Annotated in this window: 18 protein-coding genes; 10 read left to right on the forward strand and 8 right to left on the reverse strand. The window is 41.5% G+C overall.

The annotated features are described in order from the left end of the window. Window positions 1-53 precede the first annotated feature (53 nt). The 8 genes from D0907_RS17800 (at window position 54) to D0907_RS17835 (ending at window position 11,917) form a co-directional block, all read left to right on the forward strand. Window positions 54-752, forward strand: a complete 699-nt coding sequence (locus D0907_RS17800) for a substrate-binding periplasmic protein (protein WP_065979141.1) — start codon at window positions 54-56, stop codon at window positions 750-752. Between the two features lie 124 nt (window positions 753-876). Further along, window positions 877-2,169: a polyamine export protein PaeA gene (gene paeA, locus D0907_RS17805; RefSeq protein WP_036972771.1), complete on the forward strand. Its 1,293-nt coding sequence runs from the start codon at window positions 877-879 to the stop codon at window positions 2,167-2,169. 75 nt (window positions 2,170-2,244) lie between these two features. Beyond that, the gene (locus D0907_RS17810) at window positions 2,245-3,915 is read left to right on the forward strand and encodes a type 1 glutamine amidotransferase family protein (protein WP_118844948.1); all 1,671 of its coding nucleotides are present in this window, start codon (window positions 2,245-2,247) and stop codon (window positions 3,913-3,915) included. Window positions 3,916-4,180: 265 nt separating this feature from the next. Further along, complete coding sequence (locus D0907_RS17815) at window positions 4,181-5,272, forward strand: 6-phosphofructokinase (protein ID WP_118845277.1); 1,092 nt, start codon at window positions 4,181-4,183, stop codon at window positions 5,270-5,272. A 187-nt stretch (window positions 5,273-5,459) separates the two neighbouring features. After that, entirely contained in the window at window positions 5,460-6,623 is a 1,164-nt protein-coding gene (locus tag D0907_RS17820) for an efflux RND transporter periplasmic adaptor subunit (protein ID WP_036972769.1), read from the forward strand. Window positions 6,624-6,635: 12 nt separating this feature from the next. Continuing rightward, entirely contained in the window at window positions 6,636-9,767 is a 3,132-nt protein-coding gene (locus tag D0907_RS17825) for an efflux RND transporter permease subunit (RefSeq protein WP_036972767.1), read from the forward strand. Then, window positions 9,767-11,170 (forward strand): efflux transporter outer membrane subunit, encoded by a 1,404-nt coding sequence (locus tag D0907_RS17830; protein WP_118844949.1) that lies wholly within the window; start codon window positions 9,767-9,769, stop codon window positions 11,168-11,170. Before D0907_RS17825 ends, D0907_RS17830 begins: the two co-directional genes overlap by 1 nt. A 129-nt stretch (window positions 11,171-11,299) precedes the next feature. Then, window positions 11,300-11,917: a TetR/AcrR family transcriptional regulator gene (locus D0907_RS17835; protein WP_065979145.1), complete on the forward strand. Its 618-nt coding sequence runs from the start codon at window positions 11,300-11,302 to the stop codon at window positions 11,915-11,917. A 25-nt stretch (window positions 11,918-11,942) separates the two neighbouring features. Here the strand turns inward: D0907_RS17835 and D0907_RS17840 are convergent, their stop codons facing one another. The 6 genes from D0907_RS17840 to D0907_RS17865 form a co-directional block, all read right to left on the reverse strand. Further along, on the reverse strand, window positions 11,943-13,040 hold the full coding sequence (locus D0907_RS17840; RefSeq protein ID WP_065979146.1) for a HupE/UreJ family protein: 1,098 nt from the start codon (window positions 13,038-13,040) through the stop codon (window positions 11,943-11,945). A gap of 13 nt (window positions 13,041-13,053) precedes the next feature. Next, window positions 13,054-14,052, reverse strand: a complete 999-nt coding sequence (locus tag D0907_RS17845) for a tetratricopeptide repeat protein (RefSeq protein ID WP_118844950.1) — start codon at window positions 14,050-14,052, stop codon at window positions 13,054-13,056. Window positions 14,053-14,095: 43 nt separating this feature from the next. Beyond that, on the reverse strand, window positions 14,096-14,614 hold the full coding sequence (locus D0907_RS17850) for an Ig-like domain-containing protein (RefSeq protein ID WP_065979148.1): 519 nt from the start codon (window positions 14,612-14,614) through the stop codon (window positions 14,096-14,098). A gap of 11 nt (window positions 14,615-14,625) precedes the next feature. Further along, a complete protein-coding gene (locus D0907_RS17855) occupies window positions 14,626-16,218 on the reverse strand; it encodes a DUF4331 domain-containing protein (protein ID WP_065979149.1) in 1,593 nt (530 codons plus the stop codon). Between the two features lie 124 nt (window positions 16,219-16,342). Next, window positions 16,343-17,032: an anti-sigma factor gene (locus tag D0907_RS17860; protein ID WP_074989144.1), complete on the reverse strand. Its 690-nt coding sequence runs from the start codon at window positions 17,030-17,032 to the stop codon at window positions 16,343-16,345. Next, window positions 17,029-17,559, reverse strand: a complete 531-nt coding sequence (locus D0907_RS17865) for a sigma-70 family RNA polymerase sigma factor (protein WP_036972749.1) — start codon at window positions 17,557-17,559, stop codon at window positions 17,029-17,031. Before D0907_RS17865 ends, D0907_RS17860 begins: the two co-directional genes overlap by 4 nt. A gap of 360 nt (window positions 17,560-17,919) precedes the next feature. On the opposite strand from D0907_RS17865, the gene D0907_RS17870 reads away from it, so the two are divergent. Continuing rightward, entirely contained in the window at window positions 17,920-19,539 is a 1,620-nt protein-coding gene (locus D0907_RS17870; RefSeq protein ID WP_118844951.1) for a diacylglycerol kinase family protein, read from the forward strand. Here the strand turns inward: D0907_RS17870 and D0907_RS17875 are convergent, their stop codons facing one another. Both D0907_RS17875 and D0907_RS17880 read right to left on the reverse strand, forming a co-directional pair. Continuing rightward, window positions 19,540-19,806 carry a VF530 family protein gene (locus D0907_RS17875; protein ID WP_036972744.1) on the reverse strand — a complete coding sequence of 89 codons (267 nt, stop codon included), beginning with the start codon at window positions 19,804-19,806 and terminating at the stop codon, window positions 19,540-19,542. A 56-nt stretch (window positions 19,807-19,862) separates the two neighbouring features. Then, the gene (locus D0907_RS17880) at window positions 19,863-20,159 is read right to left on the reverse strand and encodes a DUF1496 domain-containing protein (RefSeq protein ID WP_051501899.1); all 297 of its coding nucleotides are present in this window, start codon (window positions 20,157-20,159) and stop codon (window positions 19,863-19,865) included. A gap of 95 nt (window positions 20,160-20,254) precedes the next feature. Between D0907_RS17880 and D0907_RS17885 the strand changes: the two genes are divergently transcribed. Continuing rightward, window positions 20,255-20,485 carry a TIGR02647 family protein gene (locus D0907_RS17885; RefSeq protein WP_036972742.1) on the forward strand — a complete coding sequence of 77 codons (231 nt, stop codon included), beginning with the start codon at window positions 20,255-20,257 and terminating at the stop codon, window positions 20,483-20,485. Window positions 20,486-20,608 lie beyond the last annotated feature (123 nt).

Here is a 20,608-nt window from a genome sequence, read left to right on the forward strand (position 1 = left end):
GCTACATCACGCTATATTGATAGTTAATAATCATATTGTGGTGTTGTTGCTGTATGCGCAATTTACTAATTTTGTCTTTGTTGCTTTTAATATTTCCTTGTTTTGCAGCAATTACAGTAGTGACTGAAAACTTACCAAATTTTCACTATCAAAATGAAAAAGGCGAACTTGTTGGTACTGTCGTTGATAAAGTAAAGGCAGCATTAACGCGCAGCGGCGTTAACTACACACTATCGGTTAATCCTTGGTCTGTTTCATACAATGCAGCACTGCGTGACAGTAACACCTGTATCTTCTCTATGGCGAGGCTTCCAGTCAGAGAAACGCATTTTAAATGGATTTCCAAGCTGTCTAACTTTACCGTCTCGTTTTATAGCTTCAAGCCTGAGCATATCAATATTGCAAATCTGGGTGATGCGAAACGATACCGTATTGCCGTTTTAAAAGACAATTACAGTCATATTTATTTAGCAGAACATGGTTTTAATGAAAAAAACCAACTCATCTTATTAAATAGTTTTGACAACATATACGATATATTAAAAAGCCGTCGTAATAGTATCGATTTAGTGGTGCTCAGCGATGAACAATTTAACTTCGCGCTCCAGCAAGACCCCACACTCTCGTCATTAAAACCTGTTTATGAAATCCCAGTGGGAAGCCAAGAATTGTATTTTGCATGCAATAAAAATATCAACAATTCAACCTTGGAAAAATTAACCAACGCCTTTGCATTTGACGATAAAAAATAGCACTTGTTGATTGCATTAAAGTCGCTATAATCAGCTGCTTTTTGACCATTCTTGCAAAAGTGTAACGTCTAAAAAGTACTGTGTATTCAAAAGATTGAATGCGATTCTATATTTAGGAGCTGCAATGAGTGATTTACTCATTATTATGTTATTAATTTTGATTAGTGCGTTATTTGCGATGAGTGAGATAGCCATCGCTGCATCACGCAAGATCAAATTGCGCGTTATGGTTGATGAAGGTAGTAAAAAAGCGCAGGCGGTTTTAACACTGCAAGAGCAACCAGGTGCTTTTTTTGCGATGATTCAAATTGCGCTGAACGCTATAGCGATTTTAGGCGGGATAGTGGGTGAGCAAGCCTTATCACCTTACATTGAACAAATTTTGGTCATGGTCTACCAAGGGCCGTTGCTTAGTCAGATAAGCTTTTTAATCTCGTTTTTTTGTATTACGTCGCTCTTTATCTTATTTGCAGACTTGCTACCCAAACGTTTGGCGATGATCATGCCGGAAGTGGTCGCAGTGAATGTTGTTTCAATCATGCGCTGGGTAACTTTTGCGCTAACACCGTTTGTGATGTTTTTTAATGGCACCACTAATTTTATTCTGCGTGCTTTTAAAGTGCCGGCAGAACGAGAAGACATTGTAACCACAGAAGACATTGTTGCCATGATGGATGCAGGTGCTGAATACGGAAGTTTACAGCAGCAAGAGTATGAGATTATTGGTAATGTATTTGACTTAGAAGCTCGCTTTTTATCGAGTGTGATGACACCGCGAGATCAAATTGTGTTTTTCGATGTGAAAGCCGCTGCGGATGATGTCGCTACAAAAATTATTGAACACCCACACAATCACTTTTTAGTGTGCGATGGCAGTTTAGATAAATTAATTGGTTCGGTCGAATCAAAAGATATTTTGCGTAAGGTACTCAAAGGCCAAAATGCTGACATAGATGAGGAACTGATCAATAAGGATATCTTTTATTTACCTGAAACCCTCAGTTTGTCAGAAGCGTTAAATACTTTTAAAACCGCCGCTGAGCCGTTTGCTGTTGTTGTTAATGAATACGCATTAATGGTTGGCATCGTCACGGTAAAAGATCTTATGAAAGGCTTTATGGGAGACTTAATATCTCACCAAGGTGAGGAGCTTATCATCAAGCGTGATGCAAATTCGTGGCTGGTGGACGGACTTACGCCAGTGGTTGAGCTGGCAAAAGTACTTGAGCTTGAAGATTTTCCTGATCAATCTCATTTTGAAACTGTTGCGGGTTTTTTAATTTACACAATGAAACGTTTGCCTAAGCGCGCTGAGTTTATTCATTATGGCGGCTATAAATTTGAAGTTGTGGATGTTGAAGGGGTGAAAGTAGAGCAGTTACTTGTTTCTCGATTATCATCCAGTGAAGGCGCATAAGCGCCTTTTCCTTTCATTTAAAGTGGCATTAATTGTCTGTATACTGAGGCAGTTTATTATAATTTAAGACTTCCTATGTGCCTTTTTAAAATTGTTTATGGTGCCTTTCGTGCTGCACTGCTTGTTTTTTTCTTACTATTATCTTTTTTTAGTTTTGCAGTAAAACCTACTAACCAAACTCTTGTTATGGTCGGGGGCGAGCTGGCTATGTGTTCAAGTGCAAATAGTCAACACTGTATAAGTGAAGAGGCAATTTCAGGTAAGCAATCAAGGTTGTTCAAAATTACCCGTGAAGCAATCAAAACCGTTAATCAATCGTGGCCGACTAATAATAAAGCGAATAAAAAAGCGGTTAATACCCTATTAAATACACTTGTAGACACTCATTCTAAATCAATGCGTAAAACGCAGTTACTGTGGGCATGGCGTGATACCAATAATGAGCTATTAAGTGTTTTACATGTCAGCGAATTCAACTATGTGTTAGATATGCTAGAGATTGCCGTCGTCGATCAGCAGCAAAATAGAATAAAAGAACGTGTGTTTCCTGCCTATAATGTGGAGTCTTCAAGCACTGATATCCTTGACTTTGTTGCTGCGAGTATAAAAGTAAACAGCCAAACCCCGAAGGTTTTGGTGATCACTGCATCTAGCCGCGATCCTTATGCGAGTGCTGATTATTATGAGTCATTACTTAATCATAAAGGTATTCAAGCAGAGTGGTTACCTTTAACGCCCGCGTCAGCGTATGCCCTTGTTAATGATAAGTGTAATGAACTCAATACATTGCGCCAAACCGAAATGCACTTATTTAATCGAGAAAAGGTGTATAGAGATAGAACCGACACCGAACTGGCCTTTTGCCAGCAAGGTATTAATGCATTACATAAGCAGTTAAACACGGCCACCGCGGTGATATTTAACGACGGTGACCAAGCACTTGCTCAGCAGGTATTATTTACTCGTTCTGGCGAGCCTTATCCGTGGTTTACAAAACTTCAATCACGCCCTGTTATCATGGGGGTGGGCAGTGGCAGTATCTTACAAAACGGTGGAGTTTCTGCACAAGGGAAAAAATCGGTGATGGTTTTGCAAGGTGACAGTCTGTCTGCTCTTAGGCAAGGTGGCACGAACTATGACTGCATTGGTTGTGAAATGAAAGAAGCGAGTGACGTTTTAGTTTATTCAACTAAAAGTGGCCTTGCGACATTTGACTATGGCACTGTTGATAGCCATTTTAGTGAACGTAACAGAACCATGCGCCTTGCTAGGCTCCTTGCCGACACAGGACAAAAATATGGCTTTGGGATTGACGAAACAACGGCCTTAGTGTCGATTCGCTCAGCAGACACAGCCTTAATGACCGTCATAGGTAAAAATGGCGTTGTTCATATTGAGTCAGCGGGGAAGCTGAGCGGCAAACTCAGTTATTGGCCGGCAGGCGCAGTTATTGATGTCACTGACAAGAGCTTTAGTTTTGCTAAACGCAGTGTTGATAATGCCTTGCCAAGTATGACAATTCCTCCGTTACCACTGCAACGATTTGGCGGTATTTTTAGTGAAGCCAAACTCCGTTCATTACTGCAAGCCATGTGTTTAACACAAGAACAACAGGCGGTTGCTCAACAAGATGAGTTTTTACTTAACTTAGATGCTACAGAGCAAACTCATTACTATCGAATTAACAAAAGTCGCTCTGGTTGCGGCGTCGAAAACCTTTCATTTAAAGTTAAAACGTTTAATTAATCACTAAAATGCACAGAAGCTTAGCCTATTTTCATGTTTAGAAAATGGGCTAAGGTCTTACTTTATAATTACAAAATTCAACATAATCAGTATGTTATTTTTTCTTACGTTTAACTAAGTCACACAGCTATCTAGCACATTTATTTAATTCTTCTACACATCGTTTTAAACACATTAAAAGACATTCTCATTGATGTAAGTCATACGCGTAATGATTAAATTTAAGCTAACCTGTAATGAAAAGAGCTGAGTGGTTGATAATGCGATGAAAAAATTACTTTTATTAACGAGCGGGGGAGATTGTCCAGGACTCAATGGGGTGATCCGTGCCATTGTAAAAGCGGCTGCACATGATGGAAATTGGCAAGTCTATGGCAGTCGACGCGCTTACTGTGGTGTGTTAGAGACACCGCACGATATTATTCATCTTTCTGATGACGTTGTTGCTGGCATACATGTTCGTGGCGGTACTATTTTAGAGACGGTTAATAAAGGCAACCCTATCGCATTCCCGACAGACATAGAGGGTAAGCGTGTGTTGGTCGACCGATCCAATGAATTAATCAACGTAATTAGCGAACTAGGCTTTGATGCGGTTATTAATATTGGCGGTGATGGGTCCCACAGAGTGTCTCAGCATTTATATGAACGCGGGTTAAACATAATTGGTGTACCAAAAACCATTGATAATGATTTGTTTGGCACTGATTACACCATCGGTTTTCAAACTGCGGTAGACACCGCAACCGAAGCTATCGATCGGTTAATCCCGACAGCTCAAAGTCATAATCGCGTTATTATTACAGAAGTCATGGGGCGAGATGCAGGCTGGATTTGCTTACATTCGGCAATCGCAGCAGGCGCAGAAGTTGCGCTTCTTCCCGAAATTCCTTATTGCATAGATACGATTATTAACAAGCTACAGACTCGTTTCGATAACGGACATGGCTTCGCTAATGTCGTAATTTCTGAGGGTGCAAAACCAATTGAAGGTGAAGTTGTGAGTCACCAGTCTACTGAATTTGGCTACGAAAACCCTGTATTAGGAGGCATTGCAGAGCAATTGGCAACGCGTATTAAAGCGCAACTCCCGTTAGATGTTCGTGTGACTGTTTTGGGTCATATTCAACGAGGTGGTACCCCTAATTCATTTGATAGGGTGCTTGGTGCAGAATATGGAGTATTGGCTTTTGAGCTTGTTAAACAAGGTAAATTTGGTTTAATACCGGTTCATAAAAATGGTGAAATTAAACCAATCAGTTTAAAAGAAGCAACATCACAATATCGGGCTATTCCGCTTGAGCATGTACTTATTAAAACAGCCAGAAGTATGGGCATATGCTTAGGTGATACCTAGGAAAATGGCGTGTTCATAAGCCGTGACTTATTTCACTAAATGCTGATTCTAAAATTGTTGTTTTAGCTTTGTTCAAAATTCATCCTACAAAGCAAGGGTTTTATTTAATGTAAATTAATTTAAAGAGGGTTGATCTGTGTCAATTTTAGTTTAGAATGATCGTTCATTCTAAACTAAGGGTATAAACATGCACCGCTCTCGCATTCCATTTTTTGCAGTGTCAGCACTGGCTGCCGCTGTGCTTTTATCAGGCTGTGGCCAATCAGAACCAGCTCAAGGGCAGATGCAGGCAGCTCAGGCTGTTCCTGTGGGTGTTATTGAGATGCAAAGTAAACCGCTTACGCTAACAAAAGAGTTACCGGGTCGCGTGTCTGCATCACGTATCGCAGAAATCCGTCCACAGGTGAATGGTATTATTCAATCACGCTTATTTGTTGAAGGGGCGGAGGTTGAAAAAGGTCAGGCACTTTATCAAATTGACCCCTCTACATTTGAAGCCCAAGTTGCAACCAGTAAAGCGGCTATTACTAAAGCTGAGGCGAGTATTTCAAACGCAAAAGCGAAGTCTGAACGTTATAAAGAGCTACTCAGTATTAAAGCCGTTAGTCAACAAGACTTTGATGAAGCCGATGCTGCTTACAAAGGAGCAAAAGCCGACTTACTAACAGCACAAGCACAATTAAAAACGGCTCAAATTAATTTAAATTACAGCAAAGTTTTAGCGCCTATCAGTGGTCAAATTGGTAAATCAAATGTCACCGCAGGTGCGCTTGTCAGTGCAAACCAAGCAACTGCTTTAGCGACGATTACGCAACTTGATCCGATTTTTGTTGATTTAACACAATCAAGCAGTGAACTTACTCGTCTTAAAAAAGCGATTGCTGCAGGTGAGCTTGATAAAGATGCCGCACTGCACTCTAACGTTGAGCTAAAAATGGAAGACGGAAGTACCTATCAACACAAAGGGGTGCTTAAATTTTCTGAAGTAACCGTTGACCCAAGCACAGGGTCAGTGACCTTGCGTGCAGAATTTCCTAACCCAGAAAAGCTTTTACTCCCAGGTATGTATGTTCGCGCGGTTGTTGTTGAAGGCGTTAAAAGCGATGCAATCTTAGCACCTCAACGAGGTGTTAGCCGTAATACAAAAGGTGAGCCGACAGCGATGGTGGTGAGTAAAGATAACACTGTAGAAGCTCGCGTGCTTAAAACAGACCGCACGGTCGGTTCAAACTGGTTAGTGACTGAGGGACTAAATAACGGCGATAAGCTCATTGTGGAAGGCTTACAAAAAATTCGCCCAGGTGCACCAGTCAATCCAATGCCTGCTGAAACAACAGCAAACAGCCAGTAACGGAGAATCTACATGTCACGATTTTTTATTGATCGGCCTATTTTTGCATGGGTACTTGCCATCGTTGTGATGCTGGCAGGTATTCTTGCAATAAAAAGTTTGCCGGTTGCGCAGTATCCATCAATAGCGCCACCTGCCATTAGCATTCAAGCCAATTACCCAGGTGCGTCTGCCCGTACATTAGAAGATACGGTTACCCAGGTTATAGAACAAAAGATGAAAGGGCTTGATGGCTTGTTGTATATGTCATCAACATCGGAGTCTAATGGTTCAGCAACACTTACATTGACTTTTAGCGCTGATACAGACCCTGATATCGCCCAAGTACAAGTACAAAACAAACTGTCACTTGCAACGCCACTGTTACCTGAAGAAGTTCAGCGCCAAGGTGTGTCTGTTGCGAAATCGGCACGTAACTTCTTAATGGTTGTCGGTTTTGTTTCTGAAGACGGCAGTATGAATAATATCGACATTGGTGATTATGTTTCATCAAATGTGCTCGACATTATCTCGCGTGTTAATGGCGTGGGTGAGGTTCAGTTATTTGGTTCTCAATATGCAATGCGCATTTGGCTTGACCCATCAAAACTACAAAAATATGCATTAACACCGGCAGATATCAGTGCAGCCATTAGTGCTCAAAACGCACAAGTATCTGCGGGTCAGCTTGGGGCATTACCTGCAGTTGATGGCCAGCAATTAAATGCGACCGTAACGGCACAAAGCCGCCTTCAAACGCCAGAGCAATTTAGAGATATATTCGTTAAAACGAATCCTGATGGTTCAGTTGTGCGCCTAAGCGATGTAGCAAAGGTTGAATTAGGCGGTGAAAACTATGGTGTGGTTGCGCGTTTTAACGGTAAACCAGCATCGGGTTTAGGGGTAAAGCTAGCCAGTGGTGCAAACGCACTTGATACTGCTGATGGTGTTAAAGCGGCACTTGCTGAGCTTGAACCTTTCTTTCCTGAGGGGTTAACGACAGTTGTACCGTATGACACAACGCCTTTTGTCTCTTTATCAATCGAAAAAGTGGTTAGTACGCTAATTGAAGCCGTGGTGTTGGTGTTCTTAGTTATGTATTTATTCTTACAGAACTTTAGAGCGACACTTATTCCAACAATCGCTGTACCGGTTGTATTACTGGGTACCTTTGCGATTTTACAAGTATTTGGTTATTCAATTAATACCTTAACCATGTTCGCTATGGTGTTAGCGATAGGCTTACTTGTTGATGATGCTATCGTTGTCGTTGAAAACGTGGAACGTGTAATGACAGAAGAAAACCTGTCACCGCTTGAAGCAACACGTAAATCAATGGATGAAATTAAAGGGGCCTTGGTGGGGATTGCCATGGTGCTTTCTGCGGTATTCGTTCCTATGGCTTTCTTTGCAGGATCGACGGGCGTTATTTATCGTCAATTCTCAATTACGCTTGTAACAGCAATGAGCTTGTCGGTATTAGTGGCACTTATTCTTACACCAGCACTGTGTGCAACAATGCTAAAGCCAAGCCATGTACACAATGATAAATCACTATTTGGTCGTTTCTTTTTAGGCTTCAACCGAGGTTTCGATAAAACCAATGCGGGTGCGCAAGGGTTTGTTGCACGCATGATTAAGCACAGTAAACGTTACTTACTTTGCTATGGTTTAATTGTCGGCGGCATGGTGTATATTTTCTCGCAATTACCGTCTGCTTTCTTACCAGATGAAGACCAAGGTATATTGTTTAACCAAGTAAGCTTGCCAGCAGGCTCAACCACGGAACAAACGTTAAAAGTGGTTGAAAAAATGGAGCATCACTTCTTGGAAGATCAATCTGAAGCAGTGAAATCTATCTTTACAGTCACAGGTTTTAGCTTTGCGGGATCTGGTCAAAATGCAGCGATTGGCTTTGTTGGTTTAAAACACTGGGATGAACGTCAACGTCCTGATTTATCAGTGGGCGCTGTTGCGGGTAAAGCGATGGGATACTTCTCAACAATTAAAGAAGCGTTTGTGTTCGCGTTTCCACCTCCTGCAGTTGTAGAACTTGGTACAGCAAACGGCTTTACCTTATTTTTACAAGACCGCGTAGGGCTTGGTCATGATAAGTTACTTGAAGCACGCAATATGTTTTTAGGCATGGCGGCTAAAAACCCGGTGCTTTCAGGTGTTCGCCCTAATGGCCAAGAAGATAAACCAGAGCTTGAGCTGGATATTGATTTAGCTAAAGCAGAAGCGCTTGGCCTAACACAAACTGACATTAACAACACGTTATCAACGGCGTGGGGTAGTCGCTATGTAAATGATTTTATTGACCGTGGTCGTGTGAAAAAAGTGTATTTGCAAGGGACTCCAGAATCACGCATGGTGCCCGAAGACCTCGATAAATGGTATGTGCGCAATGCAAACGGCGATATGGTGCCATTCACTGCATTTGCCCATTCATATTGGACTTATGGCTCACCACGCTTAGAGCGCTATAACGGCTTCTCGGCGATGGAGATTCAAGGTGCCGCTGCGCCAGGTTACAGTACAGGGCAGGCAATGGTTGAGGTTGAAAAAATAGTGAAACAGCTTCCGCCAGGTGTGGCATTTGAGTGGACCGGTATATCGTATGAAGAGCGTTTAAGTGGGGGTCAGGCACCGTTACTTTATGCATTGTCATTGCTGGTTGTATTTTTATGTCTTGCGGCATTATATGAAAGTTGGTCTGTGCCGGCTGCGGTGATGCTGATTGTTCCACTGGGTGTCTTTGGTGCGGGTGTTGCGTCATTTGTGTTTAATTTATCGAACGACATTTACTTGCAAGTTGGCTTATTAACAACCATAGGTTTAGCCTCTAAGAATGCGATTTTAATTGTTGAATTTGCGATTCATAAAATGGACGAAGGTATGAAGCTTGTTGATGCTGCAATTGCTGCTATTCGCTTACGTTTACGCCCAATCTTTATGACGTCAATGGCGTTCGTATGCGGTGTTTTACCGCTTGCGATAGCATCAAGTGCAGGCTCGGGAGCTCAAAATGCACTCGGTATTGCAGTGATTGGGGGCACGCTTGCTTCATCAACAATCGTGGTGTTATTCGTTCCGTTATTCTTTGTGTTAGTTCGTCGCGTATTTCCCGGCAAACAAAAAGTGAATAGTGAGGAGCAAGCATAATGAAACTTAAACTGGTCTCTATTTCAGTCGCGACCTTAGTGCTTTCGGCCTGTAATATGGCTCCTGACCTTGAACAGCGTGAATTACCTATTGCACCACACTATGCAGATGAAACCAATGCGGGAAATATTAATGACCTGCATTGGCAAGCATTCTTTAGTAACGCGCAATTACAACAGTTAATTGAATTAACGCTCGAACATAACAAAGACATAAAAACGGCTGCACTTAATGTGCAGCAGGTGAGAGCGATGTATCAAATTGAGGATTCAAATCTGTATCCAAGTATCGATTTGAATGCATCGGGTACACGTCAACGTTTACCCGGGAGCCTAACGGGCACCGGTGAGGCAGCTATCAGTGAGAACTATTCTGCTACCGTGGGGTTAACCGCGTATGAGCTCGATCTTTGGGGAAAGGTTCGTAATCAATCTGAACAAGCTTTGCAAAATCTTTATTCTGCTGAGTATAGTTTATCCAGTGTTCGTATCAGCTTAATTTCTGAGCTGGTTAATGCATGGCTAAATTACGCAACGGATAAAGCACTGTTAGAGCTTGCTAATGACACATTAAAGTCGCAGCAAGAGTCACTTGCGCTTACGCGTAAAACATTTGCGCTTGGTGCAGCATCACAACTTACGTTATCGCAGCTAGAAAGTACGGTTGCGAGAGCGAAAGTAGATATAGCGAATTACCAGCGTTTACTTAAGCGTGATAAAAATGCGTTAGATTTTTTGGTCGGCCAATCAGTCAATGTCGATTTATTGCCTAAGCAAAGTATCGATACTGTACTTAGTATGCCTGAGGTGCCGGTTGGTTTACCGTCGGAGTTGTTAACACAACGTCCTGACATTAAAGCTGCTGAACATAATTTACGTGCTGCAAATGCAAATATTGGTGTTGCTAAAGCGGCTTTTTACCCAAGTATTAGCTTAACAGCCAATGCGGGGACGGCATCAGCAGATTTAAACAATTTATTTGATGCAGGCTCGGGCACGTGGAGCTTTGTGCCTTCTATTAATTTGCCTATCTTTAATATGGGTCGTAACCAAGCAAATTTAGAGGTGGCTGAAACGCAGCAAAAAGTGGCCTTAACGCGTTATGAGCAAACAATTCAACAGGCATTTAAAGAAGTGTCTGACGCATTAGCAGACCGTCAAGGTTATAAGCAACAATTAGCAGCGCTAAATGACCTTTACCAAAGCAATGAGCTGTCTTTTACCTTATCGGATGCACGCTTTCAAAAAGGGGCTGATAGCTATTTGCAGGTACTCGATGCGCAGCGCAATTGGTACAGTGCGGGCCAGCAGTTAATTATGGGTAAGCAAGCGTATCTTGCAAGCCAAATTAATTTGTATAAGGCCCTTGGCGGTGGTTGGAATGCACAAGGTGCTGTTCAATAAGCCAGCAATTGCATAGTTTATTTAAGGATTTACACGATCTTAGTTGTTTTGCTTTAGCGCTATGATTAAGATCATGTAAACCTTGTTTAAATTATAGTTAACTATACGGGCGAATAGTGTGGAGAAAACATGACGCAAAAAACCAAAAGACACAGCGATCCTGCACTCGCAGAAGCTAGACGTAATCAAGTTCTTTGTGCTGCGGCAGATTGTTTTCGTCGCAAAGGTTATCATGGCGCTGGTATGGCTGAAATATCGAAAACAGCCGGTATGAGTGCAGGCCATATTTATAACTATTTTGCCAGTAAAGAAGCCATCATTGAGTCTATTGTCGAACGTGACATGGAAGAAATGTTCTCAATCTTTAGAGAGTTTGCAGACAAGCCAGGAGACCGTGTTTCGGTGTTATTGGATGGCCTTAATAGAGGAGTAGAGCGACACACAGATTTAAATCAAGGCGCCCTTGATTTAGAAATGCTTGCTGAAGCTGCACGCAACGAGAAAATTGCAAACCTTTTAAGAGAATCTGATGCTCATGCGCGTGATTCAATGCGCGAATTATTAATTGGTGAACGAGGTCCTTTACAAGGCACTGCACTGGATGAAATAAACGCACGCATCGAAGTCATGTTTTCAGTGATGGGCGGGTTGTTATTACGCAAAATGCTTAACCCTTCATTAGATACCGAGCAGTTAATAAAGGCATTAAGGCCTACCATGCAGACCTTATTATTGCCTTTCGAATAAAGGCATTTAGCCTTTATTCTGGTTTTTAAAAACGCTCAATTGACCACTGTAAGGCAATAACAGCAATGGTTAATGAGCCCGCGGGCATCAGCCATTTACGATACCAATCACGATTCCTTAGACTGATTAATACCGGTAAACAGATAGCAAGTATCACAAGCTGACCTACTTCAACGCCTAAATTGAATGCCAGTATGCTCATTAATTGATAATCGCTTGATAAACCCAGTTCCCCTAGAACACTGGCAAAGCCCATTCCATGTAATAAACCAAATGCAAAAGTCACCCAGCCTAATCGAACGATTAATGGCCATATATTGTTTAACGCTGCAAAGAGAACAGAGAGCGCAATACCTAATTCAACCCAACGACTATTGGGTGACACTAATTCAAGGGCCGTGGCTGTCAAAGTAATGGAATGAGCAAGCGTAAATGCGGTGACTATCCAAGCTGTGCCGACGGCAATTTTTTTCTTTGATTGGATCCCTTGCCACGTATTTTTGTCTCTCACAAGTACGCAGGTTAAAAGCAACGCCACTAAAAATAAAATATGATCAACACCCATCCAAATATGCAAAATACCTTGATACACATATTCAACAAATGTTTGACCATAACTTGTTTGAGAGAAATTAAGCGTTTGTTGCTGATTATTCCGACTAAACACTCGACTTGTGTTATTGATTGCTGCGATGGCTTTGTGATTAGCATCAATCTGCATTATTGCATTGTAGCTGAGCGTCAGTGCTGATTGTTCAGGACAGTAAATTTGTAGCGGTACATCGATATACGCTTGGTTAAAGTGGTTATCAAGTTTAAGTGACCCCTCAGCGCTTACCGTACAGGTAGCACCTGCTTGCTGAGCCGTAATATGATTAAGTAAGTACGACGCTATTGCAGCCTGTTTTGCGCTAATTTCCTGCCAAATAATCACGTTATCTTGGTTTAAATCAAATGGAATAGCTTGCTCTATGTCTGCAACTGCAACTTGCCACGAGCCTGATAAAGACACGGTGTCGTTGCTGTCGTTTTGTAAGTTAATGTACGCTGTACTTAGTTGGTGAGCAGACACATTAAAACTAGTAACAACGATTAAGAATGCAATTAAAATTATGTTTTTCATCGTGGTTATGTTCCTAATCGATATCGTTTGCTAATTTGAGTAACTGCTTATCGCTGTCCATTTTCGCGTGTTTCCAGTTAATATTTGCCCAATAGCGTGCTTTAGACTGATTTTCTTCAATTGTTAAATAGTACCAAGTAAGATCGCTGGCATGAAATAGATCTTGGCGTAATTCTCTTAAAATAATGCGCTCTTTTAATTTGAGTCGCCATTTATTCGATTGATTATCGACCTTATTTTTTTCTGCCTGTGCAAGACGCAGCAAAATGGCATCTTCAAGGTTGGCGCTATCGTCTAATAATGCACTCAGAGTCGATAATACGGTATCTAGATTATTCATTGCCAAGTGTGCATCAGCCCATAACACCACCAAACTCACTGGTGAGTTTTTTAAATTCACAGTCGCAAGATAATCAATTGTTTGCTCAGGCTTATTTAATCTAAAAGCCATCTCGGCAAGTACATGGCGGGTATTTAGACTCATCGTCTCTTTGCGAGCGATCTTTTTTAATGCCTGAAAACTTTCTTCAAGCTTACCCGTTTGACTTTGTGCATCTAAACTACATGTGGTCACAGTTTCAATACTTGCATGGCCAATTAAGTTTAAGCACTCAGACTTTGCGTCGTCGAACTTACCTTGCACCATTAATATGTTTGCTGTTAATAATGCGGCATTCACATGATGAGGACTTAGCTCTTTTACTCTGGCTAAAAAGGCTAAAGCCTCGTCAAATTGATGCTCGCGTTGTAGTACACGCGCGTAATAATAAAGAATTTCGGGATCGTCGCTTGTATTGACTTGCTGTTCTAAGTAGCGTTTTAGGAGCCCTTGCTTACTTTCTGTTTGGCCCGCGTATTGTGTTTGTTCAAATAACGTTGCAAGCTCTTGAAGTGTCAGGGTAGCAGCAAGAGGGGTGCTTGATGTGGCAATAACGTCGTTATCGTTTGGAATGTAAGGTTCAGCGTGAGCGAATGTGTTTACAAAAATAAACGACCAGATTAAATATTTCATTGTTGCTCCTTATAAAAGCCATCCATGGCCAAATTTCTAAACCTTAGTTTCCAGTAACTAAATCATCGAAGTTTGCTTCAGCACCGGTGTTTAAGAACACACGACCATTGAGGCGTAATGGTTCGTCAGAAGCAGCTTGATTAAATGCAGCACGGCCAATAGCAGCAAAATCAACCTGTAATGCTTCAATGGTAATACTGACAGTGGCAGTTACTTGGCTGTTTACACCGTCACTGACAGCAAATTCGAAGCTATCAGCGCCGGTGGTCTCTGCATTAGGGGTATAGGTATAGCTGCCATCACTTTGCACAACCACACTGCCTAATGTGGGCTCTGATACAAGACTGTAAGTAAGAGCATCACCTTCAGGGTCAGAGCCCTCTAGCATGTCTTCGATAACAACCTCTGTTTGCGTTGTTACCATTGCATCAGTTGCACTGGGTGCCTTGTTAACTGGAACAGGCTTCATATCATCTTTGTCATCATTATCACTGTCATTACAGCCTGCAAGAACACCAGCCATAATCATCAGTGTGATTGTAGAGCGTTTTAAATTACGCATCGTAGCTCTCCTTATTTAGAACCAGCAATTGGAGTCGCAAGGTATGGGAAGCTCGCATCCATCATGGTTGCATCTAAAGGGGCACCATCTGTGAACGGTACATTACCTACACTCGCATCGTCTGATGTACATAAGCCTAAGTCGGTGTCAGTGCCATTTACTGGGATTGGGTAACACAAGCGGCCCATTACGACACGCAGTGCAATATCAACCACGTCATCACCTGGACGGCGACCATTAGGGAAACCTGCAAGGTCATCGCCCGCAACACCAAATGCTGATTGTTCAGTTTGCGGTGTTGCCGCAATCGCTGTATTTAGACGCAGCATTTCAGACGGTGTGACTGTGGCTAGTTGGTTTACACCTGGGAAGCCAGTTAAAAATGCAGTGACTAAATCATTACGAGGGAAATTAGTCGGCGCGAGTGTTTCAATATTTGTGCCTAAGGTGCTGTTCACGGCATCTTTAAATAAGATGTTAAGCAGCTCAGGCAGTGATGGATGCGTTACATAATCAGCAAATTGACCATCGTCAGCAGGTGCTGAGGTAGAGAAGGTGTCTTTGTCTTTTAAGCCAATAACAAGTTCATTAACCAGTGGGCTACCCAAACGTGATACTTGAGTTAATGCACCACCGTTAACCGCTGTTTTAGCAAATGACGCATTTGGATTTAAAATACGCGCTTGCGGAAGACTTGCTGTTGTCCAGCTACCAATCGTGCCATTACCTTCACCTGTCACACAGGCTTTAGGTACTTCAACAGCAATGGCTGTCACATTTTTCATTGCTAGGTCGTCATTATCAGCTGATTGTGTGATGCCACCAGGAAAACCACCGCCATCACCAGCACCCGGAGCACTATCACCTTCGACAGGGACATAATTTACAAGGTCAAAAGTTTTACCTAGGTTAACAACAAATGGGTCTTTACGTTGACCTACAAACACTTTACCCATACCGTCGCAGCCTGGGATTGCCACGCTGTAAATGTACTGGTCAGCGTATTCTTTGTAAGCACTCATTGAAGAGAATGTTTTGTTACCAATGTAATCAAGCGGTTTGTAAAATTCATTACTGCTATTCATTGAATTTGTTAGCATTGTTTTAGAGCCAGTACGTTGTGGGCCTTTTACAATGCTCACTGTATATGACTCGCTAAAGTTAACCGCTGCATTATTACCGGCCGCTACACCGCCGACATTCTTTAATGGCACTGCAACCGTGCGTTGATTGCCTTCTGGGCCGACTGTTAAAGCAACACCCATGTTGTCATTAGGTAACATGCTTTTGAAATTAAAAGCAAAGGTCATATCTTCTACAGCATCGCCGTCATTATCGATATGAATGCTGTAGGTTGCATCTGGGTCCATCGCAAAATAATTTGGACCGCCGTAAGCATCTTGAAGTGGAATATAGTTTGCGATGAACGTGACATAATCGCCACGGCCTTCTTCGTAACTATTAAACGCGTAAAAGTCTGTTGAGTCTAATGTTGGGAAGCGTGTAATGTTCGGTGCTTCTCGGTGACTAGATGCCTCTGTAGGCAAGCTGAACAGGGTACTACATACTACAATAGCAATTAGAGATGGAGTTACGTTCTTCATGACTTTTTCCTTAGTTTTTAAATTAAGTCATAGTGAAATACGGGCGAAGAATTTAATTGGATGCAATAATTTGAAAATTTTTTAACAAAAATGCAAAAAGCCGTGCAATGCACGGCTTTTAGATTTAAAGAATAACCAATTCGGTGGTGTATAAGACCTCGGTTGGGGAGCCATTAGGCGATCCTCCCAAGGGTTCTAAGCTAACAGCCAGGAGTGCAATGTCATTCGCATTAAATTGGGTATTTTTAGGTAGCTCAATTCGGCCTGACTTGGGCAGTAGACCTAAGGATATGGGCGCTTCTTGCCCTTTTAAAATCATCCATAACTCATAATCTTTGTCTGTGCGTGGTATAAGTGCTGTCGATGCTTTAATTGCAAGGCTATCGTCTTGGACATCAATAAACCAAAGTGCAGATTCGGCTTGATTCTTAAAAAGTGCAATTTGTTGCGCTTGCGATGTAACCGACTCATGAGGCTGCCAAATAATAAGCGCAAGGACAATGCTCGCAGCGGTGGCAATAAGTGACCATGCTTGTAGTATCGTTGAGCGTGGCTTTTTGGTTTTTAATTGCAAAGGGACAACGTTGGGGTCGATACGACTGGCAATTTTTTCCCATACGGCTTCATCGGGTGGCACAGACTCAATTGAACTTGCTAAGTTATTGAGATGTTGCTCCCACATCCATGTTGCTTCTCTTGCACGGGTAGAGGTTAACATTAAACGAGCAAAACGGTCGCGAGCGGGGCCTCTTAATGTCCCAAGAACATACTCGGCTGCTAACATATCAATAAGTGTTTGGTTTTCATAATTCATAACGTTAGGCACCTTTGTAGTTGTTGTAACCCACGTCTGATCCAGCTTTTAACTGTACCAAGAGGGGATGCAATGTGATCAACAAGCTCGTGATGAGTCAACCCTTTATAATAAGCCAAGTGAATTACTTGTCTTTGCTGTGGATCAAGTTGTTCGATACAGTCGACCAACTTTGAATCATCTTCGTAAGCAACTTGAATAGACGTTAAATCTTCTTGTTCTTGCTCATCAGTTAAGCTCTGTTCTTTACGCACTTTGTGGTGGCGTAATAAATCGAGGCAACGGTATCTGACTATGCTTATCATCCATGACATAACTGCCCCTTTTGATACTTGATAGTCACTGGCATTGTGCCAAATTTTTACAAAGGCATCTTGCAATACTTCTTCAGCCTGAGCCCGATTACCCAGCATTTTTAAGCTAATGGCAAATAACTTAGCGCTAGTTGATTTGTACAAACTTGCGAAGGCATTTTTGTCACCTTTCGCTGTTGCACTCAGTAACGCTAATAGTTGATCGTTGTCCATAAAGTTCCTGTTTTTCTTGTTGTATAGAAGTAACGGTTTACTCACCGGTTTAGATGCACGAAACATTATTTTTAGAAAAAAGGATGTGAAATCAATGTTAACCCACCTCTTTTCTATTAATTAGGTTAGCAGGGATGTGCTTATTGGCAAATTTATAGGTTTCAAGTTATTCATAATGTGTAAGTTATTCATAATGTGTAAGTTATTCATATGTTATTGAAAAAATGTCCTAAACTTATTTATATATAAATAGTAAATCTGCTAAGTTATTGATTTAAGGTATATCAAAAGGCGTGGTGTACTTTAAACTCTGGAGTGAAACTTGCTATGTATAAATAATTACAATAACAAGGAGTGATTATGTGGGCAGCATCAACCTATTTAGTTTTAGCCGTAGCGTTTATTATTGCTGCGTTGCGTGTAGATACGGTGTACTTTGCGCTATTTTTTTATTGGACAGCGCTTTCATTATTATTAGTGAGCGCGGCTTATTTTTTTGATATCGCGCGAATATTCCGTAAACGTGAAAATGGCATTATTCCCATGTATATACGGTGGGCGTTTATTCCATTTTTACTTGGCGCACAACTTTATAACGCGTGGTCTAGAAAACACGATAAAGTGCCGCCACTTCAACAAATAAACGAGCATTTGTTTTTGGCTTGTCGATTATTTCCATCTGACATAGACAGTATGAAAGAAATGGGGATCACAGCCGTTTTAGATGTAACCTGTGAGTTTGATGGCTTAGAATGGTCGTCTACTCAAGAAAATATCCGTTATCTAAATATTCCAGTACTTGATCACAGCGTGCCAACCCGCGCACAATTAAATCAAGCCATTAATTGGATACATCATCAGATTAAAGAAGACAGACGCGTTGTAGTGCATTGTGCATTAGGACGTGGTCGTTCCGTATTTGTCATGGCTGCTTATTTATTGAGTCAAAACAAAGATGCAGATGTGCACACGATACTTGAGCAAATTAAAGAAACACGTGAGACTGCAAATCTTAATAAACGTCAATTACGTCATTTAATAAGACGTCATAAAGCCGGTGATTTATTAATTAAAAATAAAGCTGTACTTATTGCTAACCCTGTATCGGGCACGAAATTATGGGAATCTAAAAATAAACAAATTACCGCCCGTTTATCACAGTACTACGATTTAACAGTACACACGACAACGGCCGAAATTAGTGGCATTGATTTAGCAAAAGAGGCCATTAAATCACAGCCCGATGTAATCATTGCATGTGGGGGAGATGGCACTGTGACAGAGGTTGCAAGTGTGTTAGTTGATACCCCCTGTAAATTAGGGATCATTCCATTAGGTACTGCAAATGCGTTAGCGCATGTTTTAATGGGCATTCGGTCAAAAATAATTCCTGTCGAACAAGCCTGTGAGCTCATTATTGAAGGGCAGGCGAGTCGTATTGATACCGCACTGTGTAATGGCGAACGTATGCTATTGCTTGTAGGGATAGGTTTTGAGCAAAAGATGATAGAAAAAGCGCATCGTGATGCAAAAAATGAATCGGGGCAATTGGCCTATTTACAAGGTTTTTGGCACGCGCTCGGCGAGCATGAAGCTCAAGATTACACCGTAAAACTTGATAACAATGAACCGCAGTCAATTCATACCACAAGCCTGATTATCGCCAACGCAGCACCATTCACCACCTTGTTAGCGCAATCAGCAGGGCAGCCCGACCATAAAGATGGGTTACTAGATGTTAATTGGCTTACCCCAAGTGCAGACTCGAAAGCCAGTACCTTGAGTATTGCTGAGTTGGTTTTTTCGAGCATTACTCAGACAAGTTTTGCAATTAACAGCCATCACACAAATGCTATGCGTGTCTGTGTTACGGCAGAAAATGAATTAAGCTATGTAATTGATGGCGAGGTGAAAACAGCTGATGAAATCGTTGTAGAAATATCACCGAAATCGCTTTCGGTGATAATGGCAGAAGAATAATTATTTTTTAATGCTTTTCCACTGGAAAGTTGCCATATCGTCCTCTTGGGTATTGAAAAACGTATCGACATAAAGTTGCTCTACTTTTTCACGTGCCCAGGGCGTTTTACGTAAAAATTTTAAACTTGATTTTACACTGGGATCATTTTGAAAGCAGCGAACATCGACATGCGCAGCGAGGCCTTCCCAGCCAAATTTTTCTTGTAGCTTAGTGACGATATCGGCAAGTTTTACGCCATGCAAAGGATTATTAGGTTGATTATCCATACTAAATCTTAGGTTACTTATTACCGCGCAATAGTAACCTATCTCGTCACTAGATGCTAATTGACACGAATTGTTTTCGCCTGCTTAGGGTAAATAATATCGCCGTTTTCATTCAATCGATACCACATGAGATCACTATTAGACAGATGGTCTGTTTTTGTAGCGCATATAAGCATGCTGTTCGCGACAGCAATAATCGCACCCTCGGTATAGCGTTTATTTTCATACCAGCATACCTTTGCGTTGGTTAATGCACTGTCACCATCTAGCACCACTAACGGAGTGTCTTTCGCTGTTGCTATATGAGAAAACACTAAAAAAAATAATAAAAAGATTGAGATACGTGTAAGCAAATTTCACCCCGCAGTAGCAGTTTTTAATATCTTCACTAAGCTTAAGTCTATATGCTATAAAAACACAATGATGGAAATAATAAAAAGGTGAACATATGCAATTTGATAAAAATATGATTGACGAATTAACACTCCTCGCTAAATTCCCGCGAAATTCAAAAATGCAAGGTATTAAGATTCATTCTGATGCAGATTCTTCACTGATTGATGCAGCGAAGCGCTTATACGATAAAGGAATTACTGATAGCAGCGATGGAGGCTACCTAACCGATTTAGGTCTTGATTTAATAGAACATGTTACATTGATCCACTCGGCTTTAAAATAGCCACAACTGCTTAGATAAGCCTAAATCCTGCCCACTTTAGCCAGTTTATTATTAGTTTTTTGCTAATAGTCAACTGGCAAATTCACTAAACCATACTATCATTCAGTTTTCATTCATTTAAAT

Source organism: Pseudoalteromonas lipolytica, assembly GCF_003515105.1.
Classification (GTDB): Bacteria; Pseudomonadota; Gammaproteobacteria; order Enterobacterales; family Alteromonadaceae; genus Pseudoalteromonas; species Pseudoalteromonas lipolytica.

Bases quoted from the DNA above. Each gene is read 5' to 3' on its own strand.
- D0907_RS17800 (WP_065979141.1), top strand. From the start codon at position 54: ATGCGCAATTTACTAATTTTGTCTTTGTTGCTTTTAATATTTCCTTGT.
- D0907_RS17865 (WP_036972749.1), bottom strand. From the start codon at position 17,559: ATGGACAACGATCAACTATTAGCGTTACTGAGTGCAACAGCGAAAGGT.
- D0907_RS17810 (WP_118844948.1), top strand. From the start codon at position 2,245: ATGTGCCTTTTTAAAATTGTTTATGGTGCCTTTCGTGCTGCACTGCTT.
- D0907_RS17845 (WP_118844950.1), bottom strand. From the start codon at position 14,052: ATGAAATATTTAATCTGGTCGTTTATTTTTGTAAACACATTCGCTCAC.
- D0907_RS17855 (WP_065979149.1), bottom strand. From the start codon at position 16,218: ATGAAGAACGTAACTCCATCTCTAATTGCTATTGTAGTATGTAGTACC.
- D0907_RS17850 (WP_065979148.1), bottom strand. From the start codon at position 14,614: ATGCGTAATTTAAAACGCTCTACAATCACACTGATGATTATGGCTGGT.
- D0907_RS17835 (WP_065979145.1), top strand. From the start codon at position 11,300: ATGACGCAAAAAACCAAAAGACACAGCGATCCTGCACTCGCAGAAGCT.
- D0907_RS17870 (WP_118844951.1), top strand. From the start codon at position 17,920: ATGTGGGCAGCATCAACCTATTTAGTTTTAGCCGTAGCGTTTATTATT.
- D0907_RS17830 (WP_118844949.1), top strand. From the start codon at position 9,767: ATGAAACTTAAACTGGTCTCTATTTCAGTCGCGACCTTAGTGCTTTCG.
- D0907_RS17860 (WP_074989144.1), bottom strand. From the start codon at position 17,032: ATGAATTATGAAAACCAAACACTTATTGATATGTTAGCAGCCGAGTAT.
- D0907_RS17825 (WP_036972767.1), top strand. From the start codon at position 6,636: ATGTCACGATTTTTTATTGATCGGCCTATTTTTGCATGGGTACTTGCC.
- paeA (WP_036972771.1), top strand. From the start codon at position 877: ATGAGTGATTTACTCATTATTATGTTATTAATTTTGATTAGTGCGTTA.
- D0907_RS17815 (WP_118845277.1), top strand. From the start codon at position 4,181: ATGAAAAAATTACTTTTATTAACGAGCGGGGGAGATTGTCCAGGACTC.
- D0907_RS17885 (WP_036972742.1), top strand. From the start codon at position 20,255: ATGCAATTTGATAAAAATATGATTGACGAATTAACACTCCTCGCTAAA.
- D0907_RS17875 (WP_036972744.1), bottom strand. From the start codon at position 19,806: ATGGATAATCAACCTAATAATCCTTTGCATGGCGTAAAACTTGCCGAT.
- D0907_RS17840 (WP_065979146.1), bottom strand. From the start codon at position 13,040: ATGAAAAACATAATTTTAATTGCATTCTTAATCGTTGTTACTAGTTTT.
- D0907_RS17820 (WP_036972769.1), top strand. From the start codon at position 5,460: ATGCACCGCTCTCGCATTCCATTTTTTGCAGTGTCAGCACTGGCTGCC.